At 52.7% G+C, this 20959-nt stretch carries 14 protein-coding genes; 8 read left to right on the top strand and 6 right to left on the bottom strand.

Features of this window, described 5'->3' with window-relative positions; all coding sequences use genetic code 11:
* Window position 1: 1 nt before the first annotated feature.
* The gene (gene rho, locus QWY30_RS02225) at window positions 2-1258 is read left to right on the top strand and encodes a transcription termination factor Rho (RefSeq protein ID WP_290237832.1); all 1257 of its coding nucleotides are present in this window, start codon (window positions 2-4) and stop codon (window positions 1256-1258) included.
* Window positions 1259-1287: 29 nt separating this feature from the next.
* Here rho and QWY30_RS02220 read toward each other — a convergent pair whose 3' ends face one another.
* Window positions 1288-4908, bottom strand: coding sequence for a YhdP family phospholipid transporter (locus QWY30_RS02220; protein WP_290237830.1), 3621 nt, complete (start codon window positions 4906-4908; stop codon window positions 1288-1290).
* A 97-nt stretch (window positions 4909-5005) separates the two neighbouring features.
* Here QWY30_RS02220 and glnE point away from each other — a divergent pair, with 97 nt between their 5' ends.
* Together glnE and QWY30_RS02210 are read left to right on the top strand one after the other, a co-directional pair.
* Complete coding sequence (gene glnE, locus QWY30_RS02215) at window positions 5006-7813, top strand: bifunctional [glutamate--ammonia ligase]-adenylyl-L-tyrosine phosphorylase/[glutamate--ammonia-ligase] adenylyltransferase (RefSeq protein ID WP_290237828.1); 2808 nt, start codon at window positions 5006-5008, stop codon at window positions 7811-7813.
* A 63-nt stretch (window positions 7814-7876) separates the two neighbouring features.
* Window positions 7877-8545, top strand: a complete 669-nt coding sequence (locus QWY30_RS02210; protein ID WP_290237957.1) for an epoxyqueuosine reductase QueH — start codon at window positions 7877-7879, stop codon at window positions 8543-8545.
* A 13-nt stretch (window positions 8546-8558) separates the two neighbouring features.
* Here the strand turns inward: QWY30_RS02210 and QWY30_RS02205 are convergent, their stop codons facing one another.
* The 4 genes from QWY30_RS02205 to QWY30_RS02190 are packed head-to-tail and all read right to left on the bottom strand — an operon-like array spanning window position 8559 to window position 12083.
* Window positions 8559-9377 carry a ChbG/HpnK family deacetylase gene (locus QWY30_RS02205; RefSeq protein ID WP_290237826.1) on the bottom strand — a complete coding sequence of 273 codons (819 nt, stop codon included), beginning with the start codon at window positions 9375-9377 and terminating at the stop codon, window positions 8559-8561.
* Window positions 9378-9389: 12 nt separating this feature from the next.
* On the bottom strand, window positions 9390-10376 hold the full coding sequence (locus tag QWY30_RS02200) for a glycosyltransferase family 2 protein (RefSeq protein WP_290237955.1): 987 nt from the start codon (window positions 10374-10376) through the stop codon (window positions 9390-9392).
* Between the two features lie 42 nt (window positions 10377-10418).
* Window positions 10419-11315 carry a DMT family transporter gene (locus QWY30_RS02195; protein WP_290237824.1) on the bottom strand — a complete coding sequence of 299 codons (897 nt, stop codon included), beginning with the start codon at window positions 11313-11315 and terminating at the stop codon, window positions 10419-10421.
* A gap of 24 nt (window positions 11316-11339) precedes the next feature.
* Window positions 11340-12083: an aspartate/glutamate racemase family protein gene (locus QWY30_RS02190; protein WP_290237822.1), complete on the bottom strand. Its 744-nt coding sequence runs from the start codon at window positions 12081-12083 to the stop codon at window positions 11340-11342.
* A gap of 359 nt (window positions 12084-12442) precedes the next feature.
* Between QWY30_RS02190 and QWY30_RS02185 the strand changes: the two genes are divergently transcribed.
* The 5 genes from QWY30_RS02185 (at window position 12443) to QWY30_RS02165 (ending at window position 18199) form a co-directional block, all read left to right on the top strand.
* Window positions 12443-14119 carry an ABC transporter substrate-binding protein gene (locus QWY30_RS02185; RefSeq protein ID WP_290237821.1) on the top strand — a complete coding sequence of 559 codons (1677 nt, stop codon included), beginning with the start codon at window positions 12443-12445 and terminating at the stop codon, window positions 14117-14119.
* Window positions 14120-14246: 127 nt separating this feature from the next.
* Window positions 14247-15200, top strand: coding sequence for an ABC transporter permease (locus tag QWY30_RS02180; protein WP_290237819.1), 954 nt, complete (start codon window positions 14247-14249; stop codon window positions 15198-15200).
* Between the two features lie 16 nt (window positions 15201-15216).
* Complete coding sequence (locus tag QWY30_RS02175; protein WP_290237818.1) at window positions 15217-16110, top strand: ABC transporter permease; 894 nt, start codon at window positions 15217-15219, stop codon at window positions 16108-16110.
* On the top strand, window positions 16110-17162 hold the full coding sequence (locus tag QWY30_RS02170; RefSeq protein ID WP_290237816.1) for an ABC transporter ATP-binding protein: 1053 nt from the start codon (window positions 16110-16112) through the stop codon (window positions 17160-17162). Before QWY30_RS02175 ends, QWY30_RS02170 begins: the two co-directional genes overlap by 1 nt.
* Before the next feature lie 44 nt (window positions 17163-17206).
* Window positions 17207-18199: an ABC transporter ATP-binding protein gene (locus QWY30_RS02165; RefSeq protein WP_290237814.1), complete on the top strand. Its 993-nt coding sequence runs from the start codon at window positions 17207-17209 to the stop codon at window positions 18197-18199.
* Between the two features lie 130 nt (window positions 18200-18329).
* Here QWY30_RS02165 and clpB read toward each other — a convergent pair whose 3' ends face one another.
* Window positions 18330-20924, bottom strand: a complete 2595-nt coding sequence (gene clpB, locus QWY30_RS02160) for an ATP-dependent chaperone ClpB (RefSeq protein WP_290237812.1) — start codon at window positions 20922-20924, stop codon at window positions 18330-18332.
* Window positions 20925-20959 lie beyond the last annotated feature (35 nt).

Here is a 20959-nt window from a genome sequence, read left to right as displayed (position 1 = left end):
AATGCACCTGAATGAACTAAAGGCGCAGCACGTTTCGCAGCTGCTCGAAATGGCCGCAGGCCTCGAAATCGAAAACGCAAACCGACTCCGCAAGCAAGAACTGATGTTTGCGATCATGAAGCGGCGTGCGAAACAAGGCGAACAGATTTTTGGTGATGGCGTACTCGAAGTGTTGCCAGATGGTTTTGGTTTCCTGCGCTCGCCTGACACTTCTTATTTGGCCAGCACGGACGACATCTATATCTCCCCATCTCAGATTCGTCGCTTTAACCTGCATACCGGTGACTCAATCGAGGGTGAGGTGCGCACGCCGAAGGACGGGGAGCGCTATTTCGCTTTGGTCAAAGTTGACAAGGTCAACGGTTTTCCGCCCGAGGCAATTAAGCATCGGATCATGTTTGAGAACCTGACTCCGCTGCATCCTGACAAGGTCATGACACTTGAGCGCGACATCAAGAGCGAAGAAAATTTGACGGGTCGCATCCTGGATATTTTTGCTCCAATCGGCAAAGGCCAGCGCGGTCTGATCGTTGCGAGCCCTAAGTCAGGCAAGACGGTCATGATGCAACATATCGCTCATGCGATCACCACCAACTTTCCCGAAGCGGTAATGATTGTGATGCTGGTCGATGAGCGTCCTGAAGAAGTGACTGAAATGCAGCGCACTGTTCGTGGAGAGGTTGTTGCCTCAACCTTTGACGAGCCCGCTACACGCCACGTCCAAGTCGCTGAAATGGTCATAGAACGCGCGAAACGTCTGGTAGAAATGAAAAAAGACGTGGTGATTTTGCTTGATTCCATCACCCGACTGGCTCGCGCCTACAACACCGTTGTTCCTGCTTCGGGCAAGGTGTTGACAGGCGGTGTCGATGCCAACGCCCTCCAACGCCCCAAGCGTTTTTTTGGTGCGGCTCGCAACCTCGAGGAAGGCGGCTCATTGACGATCATCGGTACTGCACTGATTGAAACGGGCAGCCGCATGGATGAAGTCATCTACGAAGAATTCAAAGGTACGGGTAACTCGGAGGTTCACCTCGAGCGCCGCCTGGCCGAGAAACGCGTCTACCCTGCGATCAACTTGAACAAGTCAGGCACACGACGCGAAGAGCTACTGATCAAACCAGACTTGTTGCAAAAAATCTGGGTCCTTCGCAAATTCATCCATGATATGGACGAAGTGGAAGCCATGGAATTCATCATGGACAAAATGCGTTCGACTAAAAACAACGCCGAATTTTTTGACATGATGAAGAAGTAAGGTATCCGGAAACTAGTCAAGAAACTTGACTATCCTCCTGGACTCGTCTGAGTCTGGACAGGAGTCGGCACTCCGATTGGGATGAGTTCAGGCTCATCCCAAGGACCCTTGACCTCATACTTTGCACTCATCGCACGCTCAATCGGATTGCGCAACAAAAACTGCGTCACAAGCGCGCTCAATCCTGCGAGCGGATTGACGACAAACGCGGTGGCAACGGCTGCTCCACTCATGTCCAAGACGGGACGGACATCCGCCTCCATGTTCCACACTTTTTGAGTGAGGTCTGAGCCACCGGTCAATGCTATACGTGCGATAGGACTGCGCACGACAAGATCCGTGGTATGGACAACACCCTGCTTCAGAGAAAGATCCCCACTAATGCTGTTCCAGGGAAAGCCATCCTTAAATTCATCACCCGTGCGGAAATTAAAGCTCAAAATTCTCTGGAGAGACTGTAAGGATAAGACCTCGAGGAGCCGAGCGCTACGAGAATTGACGTGCTGAAAAACGCCGTTTTTCAAATCGATGTTGACTTGCCCATTCAAGCCTGCATAGCTGAAAACCCAAGGAAAGTTTGTCCAGTTCACCTTTGCCGTAATCGTGCCAGATCCCTCTGCGGCCCGGTTTTCATACCCCATTTGATCCGAAAGCTTGCCCAAGCTGGAAATATCAATCTTGCCATCCAGACTGACGCCACGCTCTGGCCCTTTCAACAGCCACAAACCCTTTGCAGACATTTTGGCATGCGGATTGGTCACTTCTAACTCATTGATCATCCAGCGCGTGCCGTTGTCCGCGTTTTGACCCACAAGACGCAAAGTGCCAAGTCGACTTCCATACAAAGTAAAGTCATCAACTGTCAGGTCAATTGCGGGCATGGATGACCATTGCTTATCATCAATCACCTCCGTTTTAGGCGGCTCGCCAGTCGATGTCCCCTCGGTTCCTACAGAAAGCCTGGAAAACCTGGCGACAACGGGTCCAATCCGCCCGCGGGGATCGGTTGACCATGAGGCAACGCCCTGTGTCTCCTTCGACTCCAGACGAGCCGCCCATTTTTGAGACGCTGTTTTGCTCACCATCAAATCCATTTGATGAAGATTCAACTCAGCGAAAATGAATTCAGGGGAACGCACGCGCAGTTGCTGCAAATCAGGAAAAATTGGAGTCTGCGCACTGACTGCATTGTTATGAGACGGGGCCGTCAACTGATCAGATAATGCTTTCCAATCATCCCAGTTCACGCGATCAAAACCAAGGTTGACTGAAAGTCCAGAGGCGGGCAACACTGCAGGCCCTCCCATTACGACTGAACCGCGCGAAAAGTAAGGCTGTCCCTTGCCATTCGGGACATGCTCAAATCGACCATTCATTAAATTGGCAAGTGTAAAAGTGAGTGCAGAACGTTCAAGCTTTCCGTCCTTTGTGCTCACAAAACGCACTGAAAGCGGCCATTTCTGAGCCGCGGACTTACCAAGCGGAGGAGGAAGTTTGACTGTCAGCCCTTCGAGACTGGATTTCACTTCAACTTCTATTCCACCTTTTTCATTCCCCTTGATGTCAGCCTGATAGCTCGTTCGACCCGTGATGGCGAGCATGGCGCTGATTTTTTGATGTTTCTCTGATGCAAGGGTCGTCAACTCACCCCGCAGAGAGAGACTTTGTTTTTTAAAACCCCACTGGCCAGTCAATAAAACGGGGCCACCCAAAGCCTGACCTTGCAAATCTCTGACCACCAGCATTTCATCGTCAAAGTCGATCATTCCATTGATTTTTTCAACTGGAATGCTTCCCTTAGAAAGTGCAACTGAGACATCATTGAGTTTGAATTGGCCATTAACCGTCAAGGTTTTATTTTGCTCTAGATCGAAGTCAACGGCTAAAGGCATTGAAGCTTGACCTTTGATCTCCATCGACTCCAGCTGTGCTCCCAAATCATGAGAAATGGGCGTGCGATTTAAGGTCGCCATGTAATCCTGTATCAATCCATGACTATTTAGCCGGATAGAAATATTAGGATTGAGCTCAAGATCAGGCGCCTTGATTTCGAGCGAGGATATCTGGATGGGACGTCCATGCATACCCACAACATGGGCCTGATCGCTTTTAATTGACAGACCCATCTTGTCAAGCTCAACAATGCCTTTTTCGACGGTCACGGCCGGCCACTGGGGTTCATGTGGCTCGACGTAATCGTAATCAAATGTAACGTTGGCAAACTGCCCCTCAAGACGAAAAATCCCCGCCTCTTTGCCAGGCGCATTAAATGGAAACTTGGCGAGATCGCCCTGAAAAGTAAGCGTCATCTGGTTTAACTCGCCACCTCGAATCGCGCGTCGCATCCACTCCCTCGATTCGGCACTCACAGCAGTCGACACGTACTGGTATAGCTGGGTCGGATCGGCTTTTTGTATGGTTCCAGTCAAATCCACCACTCCTGGAGAAGGGTTGTTCCCCTCCGTCCACTTACCTTGAAGTTCTGCGCTTAATTGTTTTGATTCGAGAGCAATTCGTGTCGCGGCCACTTGAAGCTTTTGATTCTCAGTGCGATTCCATTGGGTATTAGCCGAAACGTCTCCCACCAGCAATACGGGGGGATCAAACATACCGTTTTCTACTTTCAGGCCCTGCCCTTTGAGCGAAAGTGCGGTACCCAGTCGATTGGGACTTCGATCAAAAATCAGCCACTGATTTTCTGGAAAAAGATCGCCCAGCCAACCGTTGAGCCGGAGTTCAAGCCTGTCGGCCCGAACGACTGTGCGATCTTGTTCCCCTAGAAAAACGGCTGCGTGAGAGCCTGCCAGATCAACAGTTGTTCGACCAAAATGTCCCGCCGACATGGTCATCCAGACGCGTGTGGCAAACCGGCCTTCGGTTTGAGGCACATCCAGCCAAGGACGCCATGCGCTTGGTTGCGCATCATTGATCTCAAAGAAAACTTCTGCATCACCTTGTTCGTGCGATGCGAGTGGATTGATTAAATTGTCCGTACGCACAATCATTTCGACAGTGCTGCCAAGCTCTGGAGGCAAGGTCGCAATCGCGCGCAGCTGATGGCGAAAAATCCCATTGGAAATGGTGATGTCGATCCCTTCGATCGCAAGTTCGGGCGCGCGACGCAACTGATCATCCCACAGAAACGTCGCATTCCGAATCACGATTTGTCCTTGATTCAGGAGCCAGCGCACAGCCGGCGTATCCGTCGAAAGTTTGAATTTTTCGCTGCTATGTTCCTCGACGACATTCCCCGCCAATACAAACCGACCATCGTCCCTTCGGCTTCCGGAAAGATGGATACCGTTAATCTCAAGTTGTCTTAACCGAATATCGAGCGCCAGAAGACTGCGCCAGGACACGACTGCAAACGCATCGGGCACATACAGAAGCTCCAGGTTGGACTGACGATCGCGTAATCGCAGGTTTTCCAGCGCAAGGGTCGGATTCAGGCCAGACCAGCTCGCAGCAATCTCGCCCATCGTGACTTGGGCGCCCAATGCGCTGGACAGCCGCTTTTCGATCTGGGGCCGCCACTCATTGATGTGCGGCAACACCAAATATCGAACACCCAACATCATGGTTGCCGCGACAAAATAGAGCAACAGCAGAGTAATCAGCAAATAGCGAAGAGTTTTACGAACGAATAACAAAACTTGATATGACCTTAGAAATGTATATGACTGATAAAAAAGCGCTTACCATTACCACTATCACTAAGAACCATTTTAACTTGACGACAAGCTCTCCATGAATAAATCACCGCTGACAAACGCATTGTCCTGGTCAGGCGTGTTGCGCAGGCTGGGCAGCGCCAACCCCGATTTCATGCAATGGCTGGAGACCGCCAGTAGCCAAAAGGTCAGCCCAGAGCGAATTGATCTGTGGTTTCACGAACTCGCCGGTCAGCCTGTCGCAGAGGCAAAGCTGGACATTCCAACTTGTAAAAAAGTTCTGAGACTCCTGCGCAAAAGAACTTTTTACCTGGTCATGGTGCGGGATCTTGGGGGGCTGGCTGATCTAGAGGAAGTTGTGGGTGCGATGACGGCACTCGCGGATCGATGCGTGGAACAGGCTTATCGAAGCGTGATTCAGGATTTACTCCCTGTTCATGGTACGCCCAGGGATCCCGCTACAAACTTACCTCAAGAAATGATCATTATTGGCATGGGTAAGTTAGGCGGTTGCGAGCTGAATGTTTCCTCCGATATCGATCTGGTCATGCTTTATGGAGAGGAAGGCGAAACAGACGGTCCCAGACCGATCAGCCATCATGAGTTCTATGCCAGACTGACACGCAAAATGATGCCTATCCTGTCAGAAGCCGATGCTGATGGACAAGTATTCAGAACTGATCTGCGACTGCGGCCCGATGGAGACTCAGGGCCTGTCGCATGGAGCCTGGATGCGTTTGAGCAATATCTCTTCACACAAGGTCGAGAATGGGAGCGCTATGCCTGGCTGAAGGGTCGGGTGATCCCGGCCAAAGCTTTTGAACAAAGTGATCCAACTGCGAGTCTTCAGCATGCCGAGAGCCTGCGGATCCCTTTTGTTTACAGGAAATATTTTGACTTTGATGCCTTGGCAGCTTTGCGCGCGCTTCGCGAACGCATCCGGCAGGACTGGCAACGCAAAGTGCTAGCGCGGCCGGGGGTGGAGTCCACTCACAATATCAAACTCGGGGATGGCGGGATCAGAGAGATTGAGTTCGTCGTGCAGTTATCCCAGCTCATTCGGGGAGGCAGAATGCCCGCGCTCCAGCAAAGAGGGCTTTTAATCGCTCTCGAAGCGCAGCGACGCGCGGGGATTTTGACAAATGATCGCGCGGATCAGCTAGCGCAGGCTTACCGTTTTTTACGCCGGGTCGAACATGCCCTTCAATACGCGGAGGACGCTCAAACTCATCTTTTGCCACAAACGACTGAACGGATGAGTGAACTGGCGACAGCTTTGGGAATGGCGCACGAAGACTTTGTGCAAACACTCGCGAAGCATCGACACTTTGTGGCTCAGACTTTTCGCGATGCGTTCAGGATCGCAGGCCTGGGAGACGCAACCGAGCAAATAGATCCTGCCAGTCACGCGATCTCACCGGGCAGTCGCACCACTGGACAAGGCTCCGAGGGATCTGCCCTCGTGCAAAAAATCGCTGAATTTGGTGAGCATGCCCAAGCGCTGACCTCGAGAATTGACAGTTTTTTGGAGGGACATCGCATTCGGGCGCTTTCCACAACAAGCCGAAACAGAATCGATACTCTTCTGCCAATCGCGCTTCATGCTGCGCTGCAAACCAATCAGCCCATGGCGACAGCCTTGCGCTTGCTGGATTTGATCGAGTCCATTTCTCAACGCAGCGCTTACGTGGCGCTACTCGCCGAATATCCGGAAACACTTGCGCGTATCGCTCGCATGATGGCAGCAAGCCCCTGGGCCGCACAATATCTCACTCAAAATCCAGTCGTACTCGACAGCCTGATTGCCTGGCGCACATTGATGGAACCTGTCGACTATGAAAGGGTGGAAGTCGCGATGCGGGCGGATCTGGATGCTTGCGTCCTGCCCGACGGCAGTGCGGACGTTGAGCAGCAGATGAACATGATGCGAGACATCCAAAGGCAAATCAGCTTTCAACTGCTTGCACAGGATCTTGAAGGGGTGTTGACCGTCGAGAGTCTTGGTGATCAGCTTTCTGCGCTTGCGGATATGTTGTTGAATGAAACCCTGCACAGAGTATGGCCACTTGTCGCCAAACCCAATGATCAAGGCGTACTTCCTCCCATGCGACTTGCCGTCATTGCGTATGGTCGCTTAGGCGGAAAAGAGCTCGGCTACTCATCAGACCTGGACCTGGTCTATCTTTATGATGACCCCCGCGATGACGCGACTGAACTCTACACAAAGCTGGGACGACGCATGACATCCTGGCTCTCCACGATGACATCGTCAGGCCGTCTCTACGAAGTCGATCTGAGATTGCGACCCGATGGTGACGCAGGCTTACTCGCCGTATCAGTCGAGGCATTCAAAGCCTATCAGCTTGATAAAGCCTGGCCCTGGGAGCATCAGGCACTGACTCGCGCGAGGTATGCGGCGGGTGATGCAGCCGTTGGGAAACGCTTTGAAGAGATTCGCGAGGAAATACTGAAGCTCAACCGGGAACCGCAGTTATTCGCGGAGGAGGTCCGGCAAATGCGCAAAAAAATGACGGCTGGGCATCCGAACACAAGTCAAGAATTTGACATTAAACATGACGCGGGTGGCATGGTGGACCTGGAGTTTGTCACCCAATATCTTGTGCTGACTCACGCACGTCATCACCCCGCTTTATTAGCTAATCTGGGCAATATTGCCCTGCTTCGCCTGAGCGCCGAAGCGGGCCTCATTCCTGCAGAGCTCGCCACTCAAGGTGGTGATGCCTATCGGAACTTGCGCCGTGCGCAGCACGAGACCCGCCTGCAAGGAGCAGATAAGGCAAGAGTCCCCCAGGATCAACTCATGAAAGAGCGCGCATCTGTGCGAAAGCTTTGGGACTCGGTTTTGGGCGCATCCGCCATTTGAAACAGTCTAAAATCAAAGAAATACCATTTGTTCAAACCACCTTATTCAACTGAACTCAGCACCGTGAAAGACGCTCTCAGACCCTCTCTTGCACTGCCCGAAGGCCGCTCCAAGGTCTTGCTGCACTCATGTTGCGCCCCTTGTTCGGGCGAGGTGATGGAAGCCATGCTCGCAGCCGGCATTCAATACGATATTTTCTTTTACAACCCTAATATTCATCCCGTAAAAGAATACGAAATCCGGAAAAATGAAAACATCCGTTTCGCTGAAAAAAACGGAATCGGGTTTATCGACGCAGACTATGACGTGGACAACTGGTTCGATAGAATCAAAGGGCTCGAAAACGAGCCTGAACGAGGTGAACGCTGCACAAAATGTTTTGATATGCGTTTCGAGCGGACCGCTTTGTATGCGTATGAACATGGCTACGACACGATCACCAGTTCGCTAGGAATCTCGCGTTGGAAGGACATGAATCAAATCAATGGCTCTGGTGAGCGTGCCGCATCGCGTTATGAAAACTTGCTGTACTGGACGTACAACTGGCGCAAGCATGGCGGCTCGGCGCGCATGATCGAAATCAGCAAACGGGAAGAGTTTTACCAGCAAGAGTACTGCGGTTGTGTGTATTCCCTAAGAGACACCAACAGACATCGCCGTTCGCAAGGTCGAGATCGAATCACGCTCGGAGTCAAGTTTTATGGTCGCGAAGAAATCCTCAAACCGGACTGAACTGAATCCGAACCTAAACTGAGCTTAAGCGCCCTATTTTCAGGCCATGACGCTCAAGAAGCGCTGCAAAGTTCTCACTACCTAACACCCGGTATTCTTCGACACGGTCACGACCAAAGGCCAGCTTATCTGACGCATACTGAGCAGGATGTGTCATCAATACACTGTTGATCCGTGCGTTTTCAAGCCATGCGCTCAACATCGACAGATACGGTGGGTGGGGTCGGGAAAAATCGTAGGCTCCCATAAAACCATCATTGACGACCATGCCAGCACGTTTGGCTTGACTCACCAGCCTACGCGCTCCCAGCGCACCAATCACATGCGCCTTAAAGCGTTGCATGAACGGCAGCGATCCGGACATGTGAGTGGGTCGTGTATCACGCAACCAAGGTAGACGTCCCGCATAGCGACGAGAGAGCGCAGCAAGGAGTTCATCTCGGATGACAGGGAACTGATGGATATGTAAGTGACCGTCGACAAAGTCGGGAGTCTTCTTCATGTGAAGCTCAAACAAGTCAAGCTGAACCTCAATCTGTCTGCGTACATCGATTCGGGAAATACGTCGCGTATAGGTCAGCGCGATCAAACGACCCAGCGGCGTGTAAAACCCTGGCAATCCCAGAAACTCGGTGAAATTCAGATGAAGGCCGACATCAATCGGCAATCCTGAAAGCAAAGGTGCCGCAGACGAAAATCTTTCAGAGGTGACTAGGCAACCCGTCGCGCTCAAACGTCCGGTCTGCGCAAGCTCGACAATCGCGCGATCCACGCCCGACTCAATACCGAAGTCATCTGCACAGACAACAAGTGGACGAGGCTCTGAAATCATTGTGATCGACGCTCAGGACTTTGAGTTTTTGAAAGGCTTTCCAAGCGACTGACGCACGATGTAAAGCGGCCGGCCTTTGACCTCATCGAAAATGCCTGCAATGTATTCGCCCACCACACCCAGAGACATCAAGTTGATGCCAGAAAAGAAAAGAAGAATGGTCACGATCGTGGGCCAACCATCAACAGGATTTTTATACAGCAAGTACTCGATGACGATGAACAGACCATACCCAAAAGAGCAAATGGACACCAGAAAACCAAGCAAGCTCACTAAACGTAATGGCCAAGTCGTGAAAGACATCAAGCCCGCCATCGCTAGCCTGAGCAATGTCAATGCGCTAAATCGTGAGTCACCGTGCAGTCTTGCATCCGGCACATATTGAATCGCTTCGGTGTTGAATCCTACCCACGCGTACAAACCCTTCATGAAACGGTTGCGCTCAGGCAATCGAAGCAAGGCGTCAACCACCGTCCGGTCCATCAAGCGAAAATCACCCGCATGAGGAGGCACCTCCACACCGCGCGAAGATCTCAGAAGTGAGTAAAACAACTTAGTGCCGAGGCGCTTGCCAAAGCTTTCATCATCCCGATTTTCGCGAACAGCAAAGACCATATCGACCCCTGCCTGCCACCGACTCAACATTTTTGGCAATAGCTCGGGAGGATGTTGCAGATCAGCATCCAGAATGAGCACGGCATCGCCAACCGCCGCTTCGATGCCGGCAGTGATGGCTGGCTCTTTACCGAAATTGCGGGACAACTGCACATAGCGAAAACCTGGATTCTGGGTCCAAGCCGACATCAATGTGGCGGTTGCATCTCTGCTACCGTCATCCACCACGACGACCTCCCAGTTGGCGCCAGTCTGGGCCAAAACTGCCTGAAGCCTGGGCAATAACAATCCCAAGTTATCGTGCTCATTGTAGGCAGGCACCACGCAGCTAATCATGGATTGTGCCAGCTCACGGGTATGTGGAGCAGTCGTCTGTGCTGTCATAGAGTGAGTGGAAATATTGGAATTCATCTCGACATCATAACTTTAGCTTGTCGATTCCGTGTTTTTCTGCCTGACAGCCATGCTTGCACTAAATATTGCGGTCATCATGACTGCCGCCCCGAGGAGCATCCTGGCAGAAGGGACCTCTTGAAACAAAACCCAGGCAAAGAAGATCGCATAAAGGGGTTCGGAGGCCACCACTAACCCGGCCGTGCGCGCAGGCAACTGCCTCAGACTCAGGACAAACAACAAATGCGCCAGCCCTGTACAGACCACGCCAAGCGATGCAATCAAGAGCCAATCAGACAGCGTGACTTCATTTAAACTAGGCATCACCCAAGGCAATAAAAACAAAAACACCAGTGCATTCTGAAAGCCTGCGACTTTGAAAGCATTGACTTGACTCAATTGACGTCGATTGAGGACAGCAAGAACACCAAAAGCAGCACCAGAAATGACGCCCCACACCAGCCCCTCGGTACCCTGGTTCGCCCAATCGAACGAGGGCGTGATTAAGACCAGCCCAAAACTGACCAGAAACAGCCTGAGCCACTCTGCTCGCCCCACTTTTTCCCTGAGAACAAGCGCCTCAATGAGTGTAATGAAGGCTGGAAAACTGGCAAATCCGAGTGTCGCCACGGCGACACCTCCTATTTTGACTGAGTGAAAAAAGGTCACCCAATGCAGCGTCAACATCGCGCCGCTCATCACAAAAGCACCCAAATGCTGATGCCAACTCGAGCCTGCCTTGACCTGTTGAGTAGGTGCGATCAACGCAAGCGACCGGCTCAAGATCCATAATGACAGCACCGCAAATAACGCGCGTCCCCATGTAATGATCAAGGCATCGGCGCGGATGATCGCGCCGAAAATTCCAGTCGCTCCAAAAAGAATGGCGACGAGATGAATCGCAAAGAGCGACTGAAGACGAGTGAGCAAGCTGTCTCTATACCTTCAGGAGTGTCAGCGGGCTTTGGGCCAACCGAGGGGCGCAGCCCAACCCGTGTATACCTTGGGGAGCGGTGTCGCGTAATCACCATGTTTGCTTGTACCGAGCCCCAAGGCACTCAGCGCCTCGGCGAACTTGACGGCAACCGCCACACCATCAATCACTGGAACACCCAAACGCTGAGTCAAGGTGTGACAAAGCGTGGTCATCCCCGCGCATCCCAGCACGATCGCACCGCTTCGGTCCCGGCTGAGCGCCTCGCGAGCTGCGTGCTCGATTTGTCCGATGATCTCCTCGCCGCCGTCCTCCAGATCCAGTACGGCAATATCAGTGCCGTGCACACCGCGACACTGATGCTCAAAGCCATACCGCTGAACAAGACGCTCGGCGATGATGCATGTGCGGGTCATCGTTGTCACGACAGAGAATCCTGTCGCAAGCATGCTCGCCGCGTGAAAAGCAGCCTCTGCGATACCTAGCACCGGGGCCGAGGTTGCCTCTCGTGCCGCTTCCAGTCCAGGGTCGCCAAAACAAGCCAGTACAACCGCATCCGGTCCCCAGGACGCAGCTAGCTTAACCTGCTCAGCCACGCCTGCGGCGGCGAAAGCCTCGTCATAATGGCCTTCAATGGACAAAGGACCAAAGCTGGGTTGAGTCGCAATAATCTCGGTATTGGAACTTGCGACAGCCTGCGCACCTTTGGCGATGGCTGCGGTCATCGGTGCAGACGTATTAGGGTTTATGAGAAGTAGTTTCATCGTGTGTTCTTGGTTTACCTTAGTTACTATTGAAACAAAGCTTTTGCACCAAACTGGACAAAAATGCCCCAAAATGAACATGAGACACCAGTATGGAGCATCTGAAATCAATAACCTTTTTAAAAACTAAAAAATCAACGTCAATGATCGCGAAATGTGTACATTCATGAGCGCTAAACATGGCATGATTTTTGCTTGATAACAAAACGTATTTCAATACGTAAAACGTACCACTGGTCATATATCGGTCACGTTGGCTCAACCGAGCTGGAGGCAGACAACACAGACCGGTCTAAAAGTATCAGATTTGCAGCAAAACCTGTTAGCTATATTTTTACAACCGAATTACTGGAGATTCCATGAAACAACATACGTTGATTTCCCGCCTGGTAGGTAAACCACTCGGACTCACCGTTCTGTCAGCAGCGTTGGCAGTCGGCGCCGCATTGCCCGCTTCCGCGCAAGAAAAAGTGCTGCGCATCGGCATGACGGCCGCTGATATCCCACGCACGCTTGGCCAACCTGACCAAGGTTTCGAAGGCAATCGTTTCACCGGCATCCCAATGTATGACTCGCTCACGCAGTGGGATCTCTCAAAGGCAGACGTCCCCAGCGTGGTGATTCCAGGTTTGGCGACATCCTGGGAAGTCAACCCAAATGACAAGACGAAATGGGTCTTCAAATTGCGTCCTGGCGTCAAGTTTCACGATGGTTCGCCCGTCAATGCAGACGCCATCGTCTGGAACGTTCAAAAAGTCCTGGACAAGGATTCCCCCCAATTTGACGCATCACAAGTGGGCGTGACCGCCTCGCGCATGCCAACTTTGCGCAGCGCCAAAAAGATCGATGATCTGACGGTTGAGCTCACGACCAGCGAACCAGATGCTTTTCTCCCGATCAACCTGACCAACCTGTTTATCGCTTCACCTGAGCACTGGAACAAAAAGCTTGCCGCAGTGCCGGCTTCTGTCACCAACCCCGCCGAGCGTTCCAAACAAGCTTGGGCTGCTTTTGCAGCCGACGCGTCGGGTAGCGGTCCATTCAAGATGGCACGTTTCGTTCCACGCGAGCGTGTTGAAATGGTGGCAAACAAAGACTATTGGGATCCCAAGCGTACACCCAAGATTGATCGCGTCGTTTTGCTCCCAATCCCCGAGGCAAATGCTCGTACGGCAGCTCTATTGTCCGGCCAGGTTGACTGGATTGAAGCACCCGCACCGGATGCCATGCCTCAGATCAAGCAGCGTGGCTTCACCATCTACAGCAACCCCCAGCCACACGTGTGGCCATGGCAGCTTTCTTTCGCAGAAGGCTCACCCTGGCTTGATAAACGCGTGCGCCAGGCAGCCAACCTCTGTGTAGACCGTGAGGGTCTGAAAACGCTATTGGGCGGCATCATGGGTATTCCAAAAGGCACCATGGCACCCGATCATCCATGGTTTGGCAAACCCTCTTTCGATGTCAAATACGATCCGAAAGCCGCCCAAAAGCTGATGGCTGATGCAGGTTTTTCGGCTGCCAAGCCTCTGAAGGTGAAGGTCCAGATTTCAGCATCGGGGTCAGGACAAATGCAACCGCTGCCTATGAACGAATTCGTTCAGGAATCACTCAAAAAGTGCTTCTTTAACGTCGAGTTCGACGTGATCGAGTGGAACACACTGTTCACGAACTGGCGCAAAGGTGCCAAAGATCCTTCCGCCAACGGTGCTAACGCGATCAACGTGAGCTTCTCGGCAATGGATCCTTTCTTTGGCATGGTCCGCTTTAGCAGCAAGGGCACCTTCCCACCTGTGTCGAACAACTGGGGCTACTACAACAGCCCTGAGGTCGAAGCGCTCGTGACCAAGGCACGCACCACGTTTGATGCCAAAGAGCGGGATGTTGCGCTCGCGAACCTGCATACTCAGATCGTCAACGATGCACCTTTCGTCTGGATTGCCCACGACGCAGGTCCTCGCGCGATGAGCAAAAAGGTGAAGGATGTTGTCCAGCCACAAAACTGGTTCATCGATCTCGCCACAATGAACGTGCAGTAAGTTTGTGAGAGCTCGCCACATCATGAGGATGTGGCGAGTTTTTTTTGCGTATCTTTTTTACGTATTGTTTTAAATCGCATGTTTGATTTGGTTTTGCCCGACAACCCTTTTTCTGAGACCTCCTCTAATGTTTAGCTTTCTCCTGAGGCGTCTGGTTTACACCCTCCCGATTATGGTAGGCGTAGCACTCGTCTGTTTCTCCCTCGTTCATCTGGCACCTGGCGATCCATTGATGGCAATTTTGCCTCCCGATGCCTCGCAGGATCTGCGCGATCAGTTGATTGAACTCTATGGTTTCAATCGCTCCTATCCTGAACAATTTTTCCATTGGGTATGGCGCGCGATACAAGGTGATCTTGGAACATCCATTGCCACGAATCGTCCTGTGACGGACGAAGTCATCAAAGCTGTTGGCAACACTCTCAGACTCGCAGTGTTTGCGACCATCATTGGCTTTATTTTCGGCAGCTTGTTTGGTTTTGTCGCAGGCTACTTTCAAAACTCCTGGATTGACAAGGCGGCCTCTCTAACTTCAGTGCTGGGTGTGAGCGTGCCTCACTACTGGCTTGGCATGGTCTTAGTTATTATTTTCAGCTCGACACTCATGATGCTTCCTCCAAGCGGCGCTGGCCCAGGGGGTTCGGCGGACTGGGTCTGGGACTGGGAGCATATGAAACACCTGATCCTACCTGCTGTCACGATGAGTGTGATTCCGATGGGAATCATCGCCCGGACGGTTCGGGCCTTGGTCGCGGATATCCTCGCGCAGGAATTTATCGTCGGTCTGCGTGCAAAGGGTATGACGAATGTGGGTATTTTTATGCATGTCGTCAAAAACTCCGCCCCGACTGCCTTGGCAGTCATGGGTTTGCAGCTTGGTTATCTGCTGGGCGGTTCGATCCTGATCGAAACAGTGTTCTCCTGGCCTGGTACCGGATTTTTATTGAACGCAGCGATCTTCCAGAGAGACTTGCCGTTACTCCAAGGCACGATTCTGGTGCTCGCCATGTTTTTCGTTGTACTCAACATGATCGTAGACGTCATTCAGACCCTGCTCGATCCACGCATCGCGCGTAGCTAAGGAACAGGGAACTCACATGCTTAATATCACCGTAGATCCCTCTAAAGTGCCTGCCGTTGTCATGGAGAAATCCACGGGCTACTGGAAAAACGTCGGTCAACGCTTTATGCGCGACAAGGTGGCCGTTTTTGCCGGCATCGTCATTCTGATCCTCTTGATCATGGCGATATTCGGACCATGGCTCGTCCCGCATGATCCGTTTCAATCTTCCATCATGAAACGGCTCAAGCCGATTGGATTCCCGGACCATATCCTGGGTACAGACGAGCTTGGGCGTGACATGCTGAGTCGACTGGTCGTCGGTACAAAATTGTCCCTGTTTATGGGTATCACGCCCGTGATCCTGGCGTTTGGTATCGGATCGGTTATCGGCCTGGTCGCAGGCTATGCCGGTGGCAAAATCAACACCGTGATTATGCGTACGATTGACGTCTTCTACGCATTCCCTTCCGTGCTGCTGGCGATTGCGTTATCAGGCGTTCTGGGTGCGGGTATCACCAACTCTCTGATCTCTCTGACCATCGTCTTCATTCCCCCGATCGCCAGGGTCGCCGAGAGCGTGACCACTCAAATCAGGGGTCGGGACTTTGTCGATGCGGCCCGCGCATCGGGTGCCAATGCGTTCACAATCGTTCGCGTGCATGTTCTGGGCAATGTCCTGGGGCCTATTTTTGTATACGCCACGAGCTTGATTGCCGTTTCGATGATTCTAGCTTCTGGCTTGAGCTTCCTGGGCTTGGGCGTCAAGCCTCCCGAGCCTGAGTGGGGTCTGATGCTCAATACATTGCGCACCGCAATTTACGTCCAGCCTTGGATTGCCGCTCTACCCGGCGTCATGATTTTCGTGACTTCGATTGCTTTCAACCTGCTCTCGGATGGCCTGCGCACCGCCATGGAGATCAAGAACTAATGAATACGACTGTGAAAAATCAAACGGATGTTGGCGGTCAGGCTCAGCCGCTGCTGATGGTTAAAAATCTGATCAAACACTTCGCGCTTAAAAAGGACATGCTGGGGCGAGGTGGCGGTGTTGTGCGTGCTGTCGATGGCATCGACTTCATGGTCCGCAAAGGTGAAACACTCGGTGTGGTCGGTGAGTCGGGCTGTGGAAAATCCACAACCGCCCGCTTATTAATGAATCTCATTAAACCTGACAACGGGGACATCATTTTTGACGGGATGTCCGTTGGTGGAAGAGACCTCTCACTCAAGGAGTTTCGGCGTCAGGCGCAGATGGTGTTTCAGGACAGCTATGCGTCGCTTAATCCTCGACTGACCATCGAAGACTCCATTGCTTTTGCCCCTCAAGTTCATGGCGTATCTAAAAACGAGGCCATCGAACGCGCTCGGGATCTGCTTCGCCGCGTCGGGTTGGATCCCGTACGTTTTGCAGAACGTTACCCCCATGAGCTATCAGGTGGCCAACGTCAGCGCGTCAATATCGCGCGTGCGCTGGCCTTGCAGTCTCGTCTAATTATCTTGGACGAGGCTGTTTCAGCGCTCGATAAATCTGTAGAAGCGCAAGTGCTGAATTTGTTGCTTGATCTCAAAGAGGATTTCGGACTGACCTACGTGTTCATCAGTCATGACTTGAACGTGGTTCGCTATATCTCTGACCGTGTGATGGTGATGTATTTGGGACAGGTCGTGGAAATTGGTGACTGCGAGACACTTTTTGAAAGTCCCCAGCACCCCTACACGCGCGCACTGCTCTCCTCTGTGCCCTCCATGGATCCCGACAACCGGACCGAAGAGCCTCCTCTCGCCGGAGATCCCCCGAATCCCATCAATCCGCCCTCTGGCTGTCGTTTCCACACCCGCTGCGTGCACGCTCAAGCTGTTTGTGCTGAAAAAATGCCTCCTTTGGCGATGTCCAGGGATGGACACGGTGTGGCTTGCCTCATGCATGTCGTCAACAGTGGTCACACTGAAGCGCCAACAGTCGCCCAGGAGGCTGCATGATGGACCAAACTACGGAAGTAAAGTCAACACACAGCAGCACAACCATGACTCAAGAAAAACCTTTTATTGATATTCGAGATCTGACGGTGACGTTTACCGGAGGACGCAAGCCCGTGCGGGCAGTTTCGGGTGTCAGTTTATCTGTCAAACGCGGTGAAGTTGTCGCGCTGATTGGTGAATCAGGCTCCGGGAAAAGCGTGACATTGCGCTCGATTCTGAGACTACACAATCCGGACAAATCAAAACTTGAAGGTCAAATCGTCGTGGGCGGCCAGGACGTCGTCAAACTTTCCGATGCCGATTTGTCCAGTTTCAGGGGCAAAGTCGCCTCGATGATTTTTCAGGAACCTCTGCTGGCGCTGGATCCCGTCTATACGGTTGGCGAACAAATCATCGAAGCGATCCTGCGTCATGAATCGATCGGCAAGGACGCTGCCCGCGCTCGCGCGTTGTCCCTTTTCGAACGAGTCCGTATCCCGAGTCCGGAACGTCGACTGGATGCCTATCCGCACGAAATGTCGGGCGGGATGCGACAGCGCGCGATGATTTCTTTGGCGCTTGCCAGTCATCCTCAACTTTTACTCGCGGATGAACCAACAACAGCGCTGGATGCGACTGTGCAAATTCAGATTTTGCTGTTGCTGCGCGAACTCCAGCGCGAACTCGGTTTGTCAGTGATATTTGTGACCCACGACATTGGTGCGGCAGTCGAAGTTGCCGACCGAATCGCGGTCATGTATGCGGGTCGCATCGTCGAAGAAGGCACGACACGCACCCTGATGCGTAGCCCGCGCCATCCCTATACACGCGCTCTACTCAAAAGTCTGGCTCATGGCAATGTGGCCAAAGGCACACGCCTGGAGACGATTCCCGGATCCCCACCTGATTTGAGCAACTTGCCGCCGGGTTGTGTATTCGCGGATCGTTGCAGTCTGGCTCTGGACTCTTGTCGACAGAGTGTGCCTGAAATCATCAAGCTCACACCTGATCACAGCGCACGCTGTCACAGAACCGATCAGACGGCAATCGCCGTCTGATCCCAGTTCCGATCGACTAACAAAATCGGCCCACAGAAATTGGTCCACCGCATCCGAAGCGGTCAGCCAATGACTGTGGGCCGGTTCATTGATTAGCCACTAACGTGACTACCAACGGCGTTCAATCCACTTATTGAAGGGTACGTTCGAACACAAACTTACCTTCACGCCAGTCGACAGGCACCACATCTTTCGGTCCGAACTTGCCCTCAAGAATCAGCTTGGCAATCGGATTTTCCAACTGTTGCTGAATCGAGCGCTTGAGAGGTCTCGCACCGAAGACAGGATCGAACCCCTCGCGCGCAAGTTCAGCGAGTGCGGCGTCAGAGACCTCGAGACGCATTTCCTGCTGCTCCATCCTGCGAGCGAGACGTCTGATCTGAATACCTGCGATCTTTTCGATGTGCTGGCTTTGCAATGCGTGGAACACCACAACCTCGTCGATCCGGTTCAAAAACTCTGGGCGGAAGTGCTGTTTAAGCTCTTCCCACACGACTTCTTTAACCGCCTCGTAAGGCTTGCCGACCATCGCCTGGATATGCTGCGAGCCCAGGTTCGAGGTCATGACGATCACCGTATTACGGAAATCCACCGTCCGACCCTGACCATCCGTCAATCGACCGTCATCCAAAACCTGGAGCAACACGTTAAATACATCCGGATGCGCTTTTTCCACCTCATCCAGCAAAACGACGCTATAAGGCTTGCGGCGAACCGCCTCGGTCAGGTAACCACCCTCTTCATAGCCGACATAGCCTGGAGGCGCACCGATCAATCGGGCGACGGAATGTTTCTCCATAAACTCGCTCATGTCGATGCGGATGAGATGCTCATCTGAATCGAACATGAAGTCCGCCAAGGCACGGGTCAGCTCAGTCTTACCTACACCGGTCGGGCCCAAGAAAAGGAATGAGCCATACGGACGCGAAGGGTCTGACAAGCCGGCACGGGATCGTCGGATCGCATCAGCGACCAGACCCACCGCTTCATCCTGGCCGATCACACGATCATGCAAACGCTCTTCCATCTTGAGCAACTTGTCACGTTCGCCCTGCATCATTTTGGACACGGGAATTCCTGTCGCACGGGACACGACTTCGGCGATTTCCTCTGCACCGACCTGGGTACGAAGCAACTTCGGGCGCTCACCCGGTGATTTGGCCTGCGCAGATCCCTCGGCGGCCTTCAGTCTGGACTCAAGTTCTGGCAAGGTGCCGTATTGAATCTCAGCCAGCTTGTCGAACTGACCTTTGCGCTGTAATTCGGCCATTTCAGCACGCGCACGCTCGATTTCCTCTTTGATCGACTGAGTGCCCTGCACAGCGGCTTTTTCACTCTTCCAGATCACTTCGAAGTCGTTGTACTCGCGTTGAAGTTTTTCAAGTTCCTCTTCAATGATTTGAAAACGACGGATTGATCCCTCATCGGTTTCCTTTTTGACCGCTTCGCGTTCAATTTTTAATTGAATGATCCGGCGATCCAGCCGATCCATCACTTCGGGCTTGGAGTCGATTTCCATCCGGATCCGCGAGGCGGCCTCATCGATCAGATCGATCGCCTTATCCGGCAAGAAACGATCTGTGATGTAGCGATGCGACAGCTCCGCCGCCGCCACAATCGCGGGATCGGTAATTTCCACACCGTGGTGCAATTCGTAGCGTTCCTGCAAACCACGCAAAATCGCAATCGTCGACTCGACATCGGGCTCATCCACGAGCACTTTCTGGAAACGACGCTCGAGTGCGGCATCCTTCTCGATGTATTTGCGATACTCATCCAGCGTTGTCGCACCGATGCAATGCAATTCGCCGCGCGCCAACGCAGGCTTGAGCATATTGCCGGCATCCATGGCGCCTTCGGCTTTACCCGCCCCGACCATGGTGTGGATTTCATCAATGAATATGATGTAGCTGCCATCGTCCTGAGCAAGCTCTTTGAGCACAGCCTTGAGTCGCTCTTCGAACTCGCCACGGAACTTGGCACCCGCGAGCAGGCTCGCCAAATCCAGCGACAGCACGCGCTTGCCACGCAAAGTCTCGGGCACCTCGTCGTTAACGATACGTTGAGCCAGCCCTTCGACAATAGCGGTTTTGCCCACACCTGGCTCACCAATCAGCACAGGATTATTTTTTGTGCGGCGTTGCAGGATTTGGATCGCACGACGAATTTCATCGTCCCGACCAATCACTGGATCGAGCTTGCCCTGGCGGGCGCGTTCAGTCAGATCGGTCGTGTATTTGGCCAGCGCCTCTCGGTTGGACTCGCCTTCTTGATCTTGCACGGGCGAACCGCCTCGCACAGCATCAATCGCCGAGTCTAGTGCCTGGCGCTGCAAGCCCGCCTCTTTGAGCGCACGACCGACTTCGCCCTTATCCTCTGATAAAGCAAGCAGGAATAATTCGCTCGGAATATAAGTGTCGCCTCGCTTGGCGGCTTCTTTGTCTACGCGCGTAAAAACAGACTGCAAGTCGCGGCTGACTTGAATGTTTCCATCGCCACCTTTGACTTGTGGCAACCCCTTCACAATCGCATCCAACGCAGGCTGCAGGCGATTAATCGCCACGCCAGCACGCGCCAGAAGACTGCCTGCACCACTCTCGCTGTCAGCGAGAAGCGCCGAAAGTACGTGGGCAGGTTCGATGTAAGGGTGGTCATTACGCGCGGCCAGGCTCTGGGCGTCCGCGAGAGCCTGTTGAAATTTAGTCGTTAATTTGTCAAAACGCATGGTGTTGCTCCTAACATTATGTGTGTGGCTTGTGG

This window comes from Zwartia panacis (assembly GCF_030410395.1).
Taxonomy (GTDB): domain Bacteria; phylum Pseudomonadota; class Gammaproteobacteria; order Burkholderiales; family Burkholderiaceae_B; genus Zwartia; species Zwartia panacis.
The sequence above is the reverse complement of the archived record's forward strand: the minus strand, read 5'-3'. Positions and strand labels throughout refer to the sequence as shown.